Raw genomic sequence first — 12,391 nt, 5'->3', positions numbered from 1 at the left:
GACGGAGGGGTGACATGTCCTTCGATCTCGACGCGAGAATCCGCAAGGTGCCCGATTTCCCCAAGCCGGGCATCCTGTTCTACGACATCACGAGCATCCTCATGGATCCAGAGGCCTTCTCCTACTGCATCGAGCGGATGGTCGAGCGGTACAAGGACCGCCCTGTCAACGCGGTGGCAGCCGTGGAGTCCCGGGGGTTCCTCTTCGCCGCGCCCTTTGCCCACAGGATGGGGCTTCCCCTCGTCCTCGTGAGGAAGAAGGGCAAGCTTCCGGGCAAGACGCGGGCGCGACGGTTCCAGCTCGAGTACGGGGAGGACGTGATCGAGGTTCACGAGGCCGATGTGCACGAGGGGCAGCGCATCCTCCTGGTGGACGACCTGGTGGCCACGGGAGGCACGCTCAAGGCTGCGGCGGAACTCCTGACCGAGTGTGGGGCCGAGGTGGAGGAGATCTTCTGCGTCATCGGACTCCCCTTCCTCAAGTTCAGGGAGTACCTCGCCGGCATCCCCGTCACCACCCTCATCGACTACGAGCACGAGTAGGGGCTTGACACGGGGGAAGGTTTTTTGTAGATTCTGGTAAGATTCATTCCCCGGTGGTGTAATGGTAGCACCGCAGACTCTGGATCTGCTTGTGGGGGTTCGAGTCCTCCCCGGGGAACGGAGACATGGCCCCTTCGTCTAGTGGTTAGGACAGGAGATTCTCATTCTTCAGGCAGGGGTTCGACTCCCCTAGGGGCTATATCCGGCGGCTGCCGGATTTTTTTTAGGATTTTCTGCATAAATATGCAGAAAATATCGCATAAATATGCAATAGGAGCCAGTAATGGAAGAACGCTGTGCCCTGGTCCTGGAAGACGGGATGGTCTTCTACGGCACCTCTTTCGGTGCCCCCGCCCTTCCGATCGAGCGCCTCACCCCTGGGCTGAAACCGCTCGAAGGGGTGGGGGAGGTGGTGTTCAACACGGGGATGGTGGGATACTTCGAAATCCTCACCGATCCCTCGTATACCGGACAGATCGTGACCATGACCTATCCCCATATCGGGAACTACGGGGTGGATGAGGCCTGGTGCGAGAGTGGTCCGGAGGAGGGGCGGCGTAAGGTGAAGGCCGCAGGTTTCGTCATACGCTCGCTCTATGACGGACCGGTTCCCGAGGGGCGCATGTCCCTTCACGAGTACCTCGCCTCACAGGGGATCCCCGGTATCACCGGCGTGGATACCCGTGCCCTCACCCTGAGACTCCGCGATGGCGGGAGCCCCTTCGGAGTCATCGTGGCCGTGCCCCACGGGAGGGAGATGCTCAACGACGAGGAGCGGACGAGGGTGGTGGAATACCTCACGAGCATCCCCCACATGGAAGGGGCGAACCTCATAGGGTACGTAGGCACGCATCAGGTCGTGGATCTGGAGGGCCGGCGGCCTCCTCACTTCGCAGTGATCGACTGCGGGATCAAGGCCAACATCATACGGGAGCTCAAGGCCCGCGACGTGCAGGTGACGCTCTTCCCCAGTTCCGTGGGAGCCGACGAGCTCCTCACACCCGAGTTCGACGCCGTGCTCTTCTCCAACGGTCCGGGCGATCCGGCGGTGCTCACCGAGCAGATCGACCTCGCCCGCTCCCTCATCGGCAAGAAGCCCCTCTTCGGCGTGTGCCTGGGCCACCAGATCATCTCCCTCGCCTTTGGCGCCAAGACCTATAAGATGAAGTTCGGCCATCACGGCATCAACAACCCGGTGCGTGACGAGTTCACCCGCCGGGTCTTCGTCACCTCCCAGAACCACGGGTTCGCAGTGGACGAAGAGACCCTGCCCGACGACCTTCTCGTCTGGTTCAGGAACGCCAACGATGCCACGGTGGAGGGAATCGCCCACAGGGATCTCCCGGTGAAGGCCTCCCAGTTCCACCCGGAGGCAGGACCCGGTCCTCATGACTGTTCCTGGATCTTCGACGAGTTCATCAGCACCGCCCTCAGGGCGAGAAAGGAGTAGCCCGTGCCGGCACGAAAGGATATCTCATCGGTACTTATCATAGGTTCGGGTCCCATAGTGATAGGTCAGGCCTGTGAGTTCGACTACTCCGGGACCCAGGCCGTGAAGGCCCTCAAAGAGGAGGGCTACAGAGTCATCCTCGTGAACCCCAACCCCGCCACGATCATGACCACTCCCGGCCTCGCCGACGTGGTGTACATGGAGCCGCTCGAGGTTCCCTACCTCGAGGAGATCATCAGGAAGGAGCGGCCTGACGCCCTGCTCCCCACCATGGGAGGGCAGACGGGCCTCAATCTCTCGGTGGAGCTCTACGAGGCGGGGGTGCTCGACCGCTACGGGGTCGAGCTCATCGGCGCGAACGTGGAGGCCATCAGGAAGGCCGAGGATCGGGGGAAGTTCAAGGAGGTGGTGACGAGTATCGGCCTGGACGTGCCCCGATCGGCGATGGTCAAGAGCCTGCAAGAGGGACGAAAGGTGATGGAGGAGATAGGCTTGCCCTTGGTGATCCGGCCGAGCTTCACCTTGGGCGGCAAGGGCGGGAGCATCGCCTCCACGCCCGAGGACTTCGAACTCCTCCTGGAACGGGCCCTCCTCGAGAGTCCGGTCCACGAGGCCCTCATCGAGGAATCGCTCCTCGGGTGGAAGGAGTTCGAACTCGAGGTGATGCGCGACCACATGGACAATGCAGTGATCGTCTGTTCGATAGAGAACATCGATCCCATGGGCGTGCACACCGGCGACAGCGTGACCGTGGCCCCCATCCAGACCCTCTCCGACTGGGAGTACCAGAAGATGCGGACCGCCGGGATAGAGGTGCTGCGGGCCATCGGCGTGGACTGTGGGGGATCGAACGTGCAGTTCGCCGTACGGCCGGACACCGGGAGGATGGTGGTGATAGAGATGAATCCCCGCGTCTCCCGATCGAGTGCCCTCGCGAGCAAGGCGACGGGCTTCCCCATCGCCCGGTGTGCCGCCAAACTCGCCGTGGGGTATACCCTGGACGAGGTGATCAACGAGATCACGGGGAAGACGGTTTCCTGCTTCGAGCCGGCCCTCGACTACGTGGCGGTGAAGGTCCCCCGGTTCGAGTTCGACAAATTCCCCTCGGAGTACGAGGAGCTGGGCACGCAGATGAAGTCGATCGGCGAATCCCTCGCCCTGGGGAGGACCTTCGCCGAGGCCTTCAACAAGGCCTGGCGTGCGGCCGAATACGGGTTCGAGGGGCTCCAGGAGCTTCGTGGTGTGAGTGACGAGGACCTCGAGCGGATGCTCCACTTCCTCCATCCCAGGAAGTTCTTCGCCATCTACACCGTGCTCCGACGGGAGGGGAGAGGAGCGGTGCCCTATCTCGCGGAGAAGACCAAGGTGGATCCGTGGTTCCTCTTCGAGATGGCCCGGGTGGCCGAGTTCGAGAACGAGCTCGAGCGTGAGCGCACGCTCACCCCGGAGCGCCTCCTCCAGGCGAAGCAGTACGGACTCACCGACAGGCGCATCGCCTCGCTCGTGGGGATGCGCGAGGAGGAGGTGAGCGCCATGCGGGATGCCCATGGCTTCAGGGCCTCCTACCACTTCGTGGACACCTGCGCCGGGGAGTTCGAGGCCCAGACCCCCTACTTCTACAGCACCTACGGCGAGATCGACGAGGGCGGGGATGCCGGTGAGGAGAGCGTGATCATCATCGCCTCCGGGCCGAACAGGATCGGGCAGGGTCTCGAGTTCGACACCTGCTGCACGCTCGCCACCATGGCCTATCGGGAACTGGGGAAGAAGGCCATCATGGTGAACTCCAACCCCGAGACCGTGTCCACCGACTTCAATGTCTCCGATAGGCTCTACTTGGAGCCTCTCTCCCCGGAGGATGTGGGGGAAATACTCAAGAAGGAGAAGACGAAGAAGGTCGTCGTCCAGCTCGGCGGCCAGACGCCCCTCAACATGGCCGAGGCCCTCGAGGCGGCAGGTGCCGAGATCGTGGGTACACCGGTGCGGGGTATCAAGGAAGCGGAGGACCGAGGGTTTTTCGCCGATCTCGTGCGTCGGGTGGGGCTCAACCAGCCGGCCAACCGCGCGGCCCGTACCCTCGAGGAGGTGCGCGCCTTTGCCGAGGAGATCGGCTATCCGGTCCTCCTCCGTCCCTCGTTCGTCCTGGGCGGGAAGAGCATGTTCATCGCGTTCTCGCCCGACGAACTCGAGGAGTTCCTCAGGCGTGGCGTTGAGATCTCACCCGAACGACCGGTGCTCGTGGACCAGTTCCTCGAAGATGCCTTCGAATACGACGTTGATGCGGTCTCCGATGGAGAGAACGTCTACATCGGGGGGATCATGCAGCACATCGAGGCGGCGGGCATACACTCCGGCGATTCCGCCTGCGTCTTCCCCCCGTACAAGTCGAACCCCGAGGTGCTCACCCAGATGAAGGACGCCACGGTGAAGATCGCCCGTGCACTGGGCGTGGAAGGGTTCCTCAATATCCAGTACGCGGTGAAGGACGACGTGCTCTACGTGCTCGAGGTGAACCCCAGGGCCTCCCGGACCGTACCGTATCTCTCCAAGGCCTCGGGGGTGAACATGGTGAAGGCCGCGGTGAGGGTGTGGGAAGGGGAGGACCTCAAGACCCAGGGGCTCGTGGGAGAGGACGGTGTAGGCGAAGGACGGTGTGTGGTGGGCTGGGCGGTGAAGGAGGCCATGTTTTCGTTCGACCGGTTCCGCACGGTCGACCCCATACTCGGGCCTGAGATGAAGTCCACCGGCGAGGTGATAGGGATAGGCCGCACCTTCGGAGAGGCCTTCGCCAAGGCCCAGCTGGCGGCGGGGAACACCCTTCCCACGAAGGGACGGGTGTTCGTCTCGGTGCACGATGCCGACAAGGCGACGATCCTGCCTATCGTGAAGGAACTCGTGGAGCTCGGATTCGAGATCGCGGCCACGAGAGGGACCGCCGACTTCCTCTATCGACACGGTATCTTTTCGGAGGTCCTCCTCAAGCTCCATGAGGGGCATCCGAATGTCGTCGATCACATGAGGAGGGGCCGGATCCATCTGGTCATCAACACCCCCCTCGGTCGATTCTCCCAGCGGGGGGACGAACACATCCGCATAGAGGCCTTGAGGAGGAAGATCCCCTATACCACCACCACGTCCGCGGCCAAGGCGGCGGTGGAGGGGATAAAGTATCTCCTCTCCGGTGAAGTCCGGGTGCAGGAGGTGACGAAATTCGAGTGAGTTTTTTGCGCCGGAGGTGTTGACAAAAAAGAGGGAGTCGGGTATAGTCACCCTCGCATTCGCAAGAGCGAGCGGATGTAACCCGCTTGACAAAGTGAATGAAAAGGCGCATACTATAAAACTGCGCTGTGGAATTGTGTTCTTTGGCAGAAGGTAGCGAAGGGGAGGTTGAGTAAGGGTGTGACGGAGACGAAGTGGTCGTACTGCTGCGTTGGGTAGTGGTACGGCATGAGGTAAGGTTTGAGCGAGAAGAAGAACCGCACTCTTCGGAGTGTGGTTAAGAGAATGATGGAGAGTTTGATCCTGGCTCAGAACGAACGCTGGCGGCGCGTCTTAGGCATGCAAGTCGAGCGGTAGGGTGGTGCTTGCACCACCTGAGAGCGGCGGACGGGTGAGTAACACGTAGGTGACCTATCCTCAGGTTGGGGATAGCCCGTGGAAACACGGGGTAATACCGGATGGCCTCTTATGGCTGTGGCTATAGGAGGAAAGGCCCGATAAGGGTCGCCTGAGGAGGGGCCTGCGGCCCATTAGCTAGTTGGTAGGGTAACGGCCTACCAAGGCGACGATGGGTAGGGGGTCTGAGAGGATGGCCCCCCACACTGGGACTGAGACACGGCCCAGACTCCTACGGGAGGCAGCAGCCAAGAATCTTCCGCAATGGGCGAAAGCCTGACGGAGCGACGCCGCGTGGGGGAAGAAGGCCGGAAGGTTGTAAACCCCTTTTCCCAGGGAAGAATAAGGGCGGGAGGTAATGCCCGTCTGATGACGTTACCTGGGGAATAAGCCCCGGCTAACTACGTGCCAGCAGCCGCGGTAATACGTAGGGGGCGAGCGTTGTTCGGAATTACTGGGCGTAAAGGGGGCGCAGGCGGTCTGGCAAGTCTGGTGTAAAAGGCTACGGCTCAACCGTAGTGTGCACCGGAAACTGCTGGGCTGGAGTCCCGGAGGGGGAGCTGGAATTCCCGGTGTAGGGGTGAAATCTGTAGATATCGGGAGGAACGCCGGAGGCGAAGGCGAGCTCCTGGCCGGAGACTGACGCTGAGGCCCGAAAGCGTGGGGAGCGAACAGGATTAGATACCCTGGTAGTCCACGCCGTAAACGATGTGCACTAGGCGTTGGGCCTTGGAGGCTCGGTGCCGAAGCTAACGCGTTAAGTGCACCGCCTGGGGAGTATGCCGGCAACGGTGAAACTCAAAGGAATTGACGGGGGCCCGCACAAGCGGTGGAGCATGTGGTTTAATTCGATGATACGCGAGGAACCTTACCAGGGCTTGACATCTACCGGGCGGCTGCAGAGATGCAGCTTCCCCGCGAGGGGCTGGTAGACAGGTGCTGCATGGCTGTCGTCAGCTCGTGCCGTGAGGTGTTGGGTTAAGTCCCGCAACGAGCGCAACCCCTGCCGTCTGTTGCCATCGGGTGAAGCCGGGCACTCAGGCGGGACTGCCGGTGACAAACCGGAGGAAGGTGGGGATGACGTCAAGTCATCATGGCCCTGATGCCCTGGGCTACACACGTGCTACAATGGCCGGTACAGAGGGAGGCGAAGCCGCGAGGCGGAGCAAATCCCAGAAAGCCGGTCTCAGTACGGATTGGAGTCTGAAACCCGACTCCATGAAGGTGGAATCGCTAGTAATCGCGCATCAGCCATGGCGCGGTGAATGCGTTCCCGGGCCTTGTACACACCGCCCGTCACACCACCCGAGTCGGGGGTACCCGAAGCCGGTAGCCTAACCCGTAAGGGAGGGCGCCGTCGAAGGTACGCCTGGTGAGGGGGGTGAAGTCGTAACAAGGTAGCCGTACCGGAAGGTGCGGCTGGATCACCTCCTTTCTGAGAGAAAGACACCCTGAAAGACCTCCCTTCGCTTTTTCTCGTGGAACAGGTGTGGGCCTGTAGCTCAGGTGGTTAGAGCGCACGCCTGATAAGCGTGAGGTCACTAGTTCAAATCTAGTCAGGCCCACTGTGGATAAGCGTGGCAGCGCGTGCTGCACGCGTTCTGTTCTTTGGCAGAGGGTAGAGAAGGGGGAGAGGGGAGATATGGTCAAGGAGATAAGGGCCTATGGTGGATGCCTCGGAGCCGCTCGGCGAAGAAGGGCGTGGTAAGCTGCGAAAAGCCACGGGGAGGGGCACACACCCTGAGATCCGTGGATTCCCGAATGGGGTAACCCGGCGGGCTGGAGGCCCGTCACCTATGGACTGAACACATAGGTTCATAGGAGCGAGACCCGGGGAACTGAACCATCTCAGTACCCGGAGGAGAAGAAATCAAGATGAGATTCCCTGAGTAGTGGTGAGCGAAAGGGGAGGAGCCTAAACCATGCTGGTGTAGAAGGTCTGGGCCGTTGCCGGCATGGGGTTGAGGGGCCGTTCTGGAGGGAGCCCGGAATCCCTCGCGCAGTTACCAAGCATCCGGCTAGTGGAATGGTCTGGGAAGGCCAGCCGGAGAGGGTGAAAGCCCCGTACACGAAAGCTGAGGTGCCTGCGTGGGAACGGTACCCGAGTAGGTCGGGACCCGAGGAAGCCCGACTGAATCTGGGGGGACCACCCTCCAAGGCTAAATACGAGGCGGCTACCGATAGTGGAAGAGTACCGTGAGGGAACGGTGAAAAGAACCCCGGGAGGGGAGTGAAAGAGAACCTGAAACCATAGGCCTACAAGCAGTCAGAGCCCGCGGAAGCGGGTGATGGCGTGCCTTTTGCAGAATGAGCCTGCGAGTTACTGTTGCAAGCGAGGTTAAGGGACAGGAGTCCCGGAGCCGTAGGGAAACCGAGTCTTAAGAGGGCGCTAGTTTGCAGCAGTAGACCCGAAGCCGGGTGATCTATCCATGGCCAGGTTGAAGCTGGGGTAACACCCAGTGGAGGACCGAACCCTAGTCTGGTGAAAAAGGCAGGGATGAGCTGTGGATAGGAGTGAAAGGCTAAACAAACCCGGCGATAGCTGGTTCTCGCCGAAATAGCTTTAGGGCTAGCCTTGCAGTTGACTGTAGCGGAGGTAGAGCACTGGATGGGCTAGGGCCCTTCACCGGGTACCAAACCCAACCAAACTTCGAATGCCGCTACAGGGTCTGCAGGAGTCAGACTACGGGCGACAAGGTTCGTGGTCGAGAGGGGAACAGCCCAGACCGCCAGCTAAGGTCCCGAAACCGTGCTTAGTGGGAAAAGAGGTGGGGCGGCGAAGACAGCCAGGAGGTTGGCTTAGAAGCAGCCATTCCTTAAAAGAGTGCGTAACAGCTCACTGGTCGAGTCGCCCTGCGCTGATAATGTAACGGGGCTATGCACGGTACCGAAGCTGCGGGTCGACACCTGTTTGAGGGTGTTGGCGGTAGGCGAGCGTTCCGCGTACCGATGAAGGCATGCTGGGAGGCATGCTGGAGGGGGCGGAAGTGAGGATGCAGGCATGAGTAACGAAAAGAGGGGTGAGAATCCCCTCCGCCGAAAGCCTAAGGTTTCCTGAGTAAAGGTCGTCTGCTCAGGGTTAGCCGGCCCCTAAGGCGAGGCCGAAAGGCGTAGCCGATGGGAAACGGGTTGATAATCCCGTGCCTCTCACAGTTTCCGAAGGGGTGACGCAGGAGGCGAAGCCGGGCCGGGGGATGGTAGACCCGGTGTAAGCGGGCGAGCCGGAGAGGGCGGTAGGCAAATCCGCCGCCTGAGGTGAGCCGTGAAGCCGAGCCCTGTAACAGGGGCGAAGCTGGTGTAGTCATGCTGCCGAGAAAGAGCCTCTAGGGGTAAGCTGTGAGAGACCGTACCGGAAACCGACACAGGTAGGCGGGATGAGCATTCCAAGGCGCGCGGGAGAACTCGCGTTAAGGAACTCGGCAAACTACCCACGTAACTTCGGGAGAAGTGGGGCCTCTGGTGGGTGGCGGAAGCTGCTTACTGGGGGTTGCAGAGTCCAGGCCCAAGCGACTGTTTACCAAAAACACAGGTCTCTGCGAACTCGCAAGAGGACGTATAGGGACTGACACCTGCCCGGTGCCGGAAGGTTAAGGGGATCCGTGAGCCGCAAGGCGAAGCGGTGAACCGAAGCCCCGGTAAACGGCGGCCGTAACTATAACGGTCCTAAGGTAGCGAAATTCCTTGTCGGGTAAGTTCCGACCCGCACGAAAGGTGTAACGACTTGGGCGCTGTCTCAACGCGAGACCCGGTGAAATTGAAGTATGGGTGAAGATGCCCATTACCTGTGGCTAGACGGAAAGACCCCGTGAACCTTTACTGCAGCCTGGCATGGGGACTTTGCATGGCATGTGTAGGATAGGTGGGAGGCAGGGAAGCCTGTGCGCCAGCACAGGTGGAGCCGTCGGTGAAATACCACCCTTGCCATGTAGGGTTTCTAACACCTGCCGTGATCCGGTAGGTGGACAGTGTCAGGTGGGCAGTTTGACTGGGGCGGTCGCCTCCTAAAGGGTAACGGAGGCGCGCGAAGGTCACCTTGCGCTGGTTGGAAATCAGCGTGGACGTGCAAGGGCATAAGGTGGCCTGACTGCGAGACCGACGGGTCGAGCAGGCGCGAAAGCGGGTCCTAGTGATCTGGCGGTACCGAGTGGAAGGGCCGTCACTTAACGGATAAAAGGTACTCCGGGGATAACAGGCTGATCCTGCCCAAGAGTCCACATCGACGGCAGGGTTTGGCACCTCGATGTCGGCTCATCGCATCCTGGGGCTGGAGCAGGTCCCAAGGGTTCGGCTGTTCGCCGATTAAAGCGGTACGTGAGCTGGGTTCAGAACGTCGTGAGACAGTTCGGTCCCTATCTGCCACAGGCGTTGGATGGTTGAGGGGGTCTGCTCTCAGTACGAGAGGACCGGAGTGGACGGACCTCTGGTGTACCAGTTATCGCGCCAGCGGTAGCTGCTGGGTAGCCAAGTCCGGAAGGGATAACCGCTGAAGGCATCTAAGCGGGAAGCCCACCCCAAGATGAACCATCCCCGGCACGTTATGTGCCCTGAAGGAGCGAGGGAGAAGACCTCGTCGATAGGCTGGCGGTGTACGCGTGGTAACACGTTCAGCCGACCAGTACTAATCCTCCGTGAGACTTGACCGTATCTTCCTGATCCCCTTTCCTCTGCCAAACAATGGAATCATTGCCTGGTGACTCGAGCGGAGGGGCAACACCCGTTCCCATTCCGAACACGGAAGTTAAGCCCTCCAGCGCCGATGGTACTGCCCCATGAGGGGTGGGAGAGTAGGCCGTCGCCAGGCTCTTTTTTTGTACTTATAGCGACCCCGCCGAAAGGGAGGGGTTTTTTTATGAATCATACTTGACACTAGTGCATAAAAAAAACGGCATGCTCCCTCCGGAAGCATGCCGTGCCCCTCCAGGGGGTCACTGATCATAAACCACACTTCTCTTTTCGGTCGGTTTTCCTCTGAGTTTAGAGTTTTTTCACCATTTCACGGGCTCGTTCTATTTCAGTGCGATGGAGGACGACACCTTCTCTGATCTTCTGATAGAGAATCCTGGAGTTGCCGAGCACGTGTTCCATCGCCGGTTCATCGGAGAGTCTGTCCACGATGTCTTGGAGCAGGAATCCCACGAGATCCCTCAGGGGATGGGTATAGATCCGGCTGTCCACGCCCTCCAGGGATGAGAAGATCTCCTGCGCGTGTCGGGGCGTGCCGTCCCAGGTGGCGAGTGTCTTGAGACCCTGTTCGAGGAGACAACCCAGCTCGGAGAGTCCCTCGAGGAGGTGTTCGTAGATTGCGAGGGCCTTCTCCCCTGTCTTCGTGTCCGGACGCTCAGGGGCTAGATCACCGGCGAGGATCTCTCGTATGAGGGGGTCGATGTGTTCTCGAACAGGGGGGAGTCCCAGGATGTCCTCGGGGGGAAGTTGTTCCATCCCCTCGATCGGGAGGCCCGGCCCGGTGATACGTACGCTCTTCACCATGCTCTCGGGGAGGTGGAGTGAAAACCAAGATGCGTAGAGCTTCATCCTCGCATTGGTGATGAGTGGATGGTCTTCCTCGATCTCGACGACGTCGGCTCCCCCCTCCCAGAGGGCGAGCGTCTCCTCCTGAACGGGTTGGTTGAGCCTCCAGGAGGCCGAGTGTCGTAGTCTCTCGTAGAGCGAGCCGCGGTAATAGGTCCTCCCATCGGGAAAGGCGAGGTCGAGACCGGCGCAGAAGATCGTGTTGCTCCCGATGTATCGGCAGAAGTCCCATGCCGTGGTGGAGACCGATCCTCCAGCGCCGAGTCGAGCGCGGAACGGGATCCACCGGGAGAGGTAGGCAGCGAGAGGGGAAGGGGATGCGATGAAGAGACTCCGGGATGCGTGCCTCCTGATCAGGGAGGGATAGACCGCAGGGTCCATGATGAAGAGGGATGTTCCTTGGCCCATGTGGTCGAGGTGCCGGGTGTTCCAGTATTGAGGGTCCACGATGACGACGAAGTCGGGCTCCACCCCGTGTGCCATGGCCCATCTGTAGGCGGTGTCCGTGGCCACCACGATGCAGCGCCTGGCGAGTTCGGGAAGGAGGGAGCCGATCTGATCCAGGGTGGGGCCCGCCGCCAGGAGGAGGGTGGGGTACGGGAATTCGTTCTGGAGGAGTTCGATCCCCCTCCCGTAGAGGATCCAGGGAAGGTTCACGAGGAGGTTGCGGATCCACCTCCTCCCGAAGCGTTCGATGGTGAAACGGTTGATTCTCCTCGTTTCCCGGATGCGGTTTACGAGTGAGGCGAGACGGGATGCTTCGTCCGGGAAGGCATAGGTATAGGCCGGAAGGGAGTGAAAAAAGATCTTCTCCGATCCCTTTCCCAGGAGGTCGTGATAGAGACGTTTCGGCACATCGGGGGAGGGGAGGAGGATCTTCACGCGATCGGAGGAGAGGATACGGGTGAGGGATCTTGTCCGCGCGGCGTGGAGGAGCACCTCCGGGGCGGGTTCCAGCACCCAGGCCTCGCCGTAGTGGTTCTTTTCCAGGAAGGCCTCCAGGTGGTAGCCGAGTCCGAATCCGAGGAAGACCACGACCTGGGCATGGCGGAGTTCGGGCCGATGCTCGAAGAGCCGAGCGGCTTCCTTCTCGGGCGCTCTGCTGCTGTGCACCACACGGCCCGCGAGTAGGAGGGTGGGGATGTCTCCCCCCTGGAGCTCCACAGGGACGGAACCGGATCGTTCGAGCAGGGAGAGGTGTTCCCGGGGAAGGAGGCGTTTGAGTGCCTCAAGGTTCGCCGTGAAGGTGTCCATT

4 protein-coding genes, 3 tRNA genes and 3 rRNA genes are annotated in these 12,391 nt (G+C 60.8%); 9 read left to right on the top strand and 1 reads right to left on the bottom strand.

The genetic code is table 11. The features are described from left to right. Nucleotides 1-14: 14 nt before the first annotated feature. From SPITH_RS07260 to rrf, 9 genes are all read left to right on the top strand, one after another. The gene (locus tag SPITH_RS07260) at nt 15-542 is read left to right on the top strand and encodes an adenine phosphoribosyltransferase (protein WP_014625021.1); all 528 of its coding nucleotides are present in this window, start codon (nt 15-17) and stop codon (nt 540-542) included. Nucleotides 543-589: 47 nt separating this feature from the next. Next, nucleotides 590-660 (top strand) — tRNA-Gln (locus tag SPITH_RS07255). A gap of 9 nt (nt 661-669) precedes the next feature. Further along, a tRNA-Glu gene (locus SPITH_RS07250) sits at nt 670-741 on the top strand. Between the two features lie 84 nt (nt 742-825). Beyond that, nucleotides 826-1,992 (top strand): glutamine-hydrolyzing carbamoyl-phosphate synthase small subunit, encoded by a 1,167-nt coding sequence (gene carA, locus SPITH_RS07245; protein WP_014625020.1) that lies wholly within the window; start codon nt 826-828, stop codon nt 1,990-1,992. A 3-nt stretch (nt 1,993-1,995) separates the two neighbouring features. Further along, nucleotides 1,996-5,211 carry a carbamoyl-phosphate synthase large subunit gene (gene carB, locus SPITH_RS07240; RefSeq protein ID WP_014625019.1) on the top strand — a complete coding sequence of 1,072 codons (3,216 nt, stop codon included), beginning with the start codon at nt 1,996-1,998 and terminating at the stop codon, nt 5,209-5,211. 285 nt (nt 5,212-5,496) lie between these two features. Continuing rightward, nucleotides 5,497-7,042 (top strand): 16S ribosomal RNA (locus tag SPITH_RS07235). A 56-nt stretch (nt 7,043-7,098) separates the two neighbouring features. Beyond that, nucleotides 7,099-7,172, top strand: a tRNA-Ile gene (locus tag SPITH_RS07230). 79 nt (nt 7,173-7,251) lie between these two features. Continuing rightward, nucleotides 7,252-10,250, top strand: a 23S ribosomal RNA gene (locus SPITH_RS07225). 43 nt (nt 10,251-10,293) lie between these two features. After that, nucleotides 10,294-10,408: ribosomal RNA gene (rrf, locus tag SPITH_RS07220) — 5S ribosomal RNA — on the top strand. The 16S, 23S and 5S rRNA genes sit together here with 1 tRNA gene alongside, the layout of an rRNA operon. Before the next feature lie 173 nt (nt 10,409-10,581). Here the strand turns inward: rrf and SPITH_RS07215 are convergent. Next, entirely contained in the window at nt 10,582-12,390 is a 1,809-nt protein-coding gene (locus SPITH_RS07215) for a motility associated factor glycosyltransferase family protein (protein ID WP_014625018.1), read from the bottom strand. Nucleotide 12,391 lies beyond the last annotated feature (1 nt).

The organism is Spirochaeta thermophila DSM 6578 (genome assembly GCF_000184345.1).
Classification (GTDB): Bacteria; Spirochaetota; Spirochaetia; order Winmispirales; family Winmispiraceae; genus Winmispira; species Winmispira thermophila.
Note: the sequence above shows the minus strand (reverse complement) of the source record. Positions and strands in the feature narration are given on the sequence as shown.

Excerpts from the sequence above, each read along its gene's own strand:
- carA (WP_014625020.1), top strand. The coding sequence starts at position 826 with ATGGAAGAACGCTGTGCCCTGGTCCTGGAAGACGGGATGGTCTTCTAC.
- SPITH_RS07260 (WP_014625021.1), top strand. The coding sequence starts at position 15 with ATGTCCTTCGATCTCGACGCGAGAATCCGCAAGGTGCCCGATTTCCCC.
- SPITH_RS07215 (WP_014625018.1), bottom strand. The coding sequence starts at position 12,390 with ATGGACACCTTCACGGCGAACCTTGAGGCACTCAAACGCCTCCTTCCC.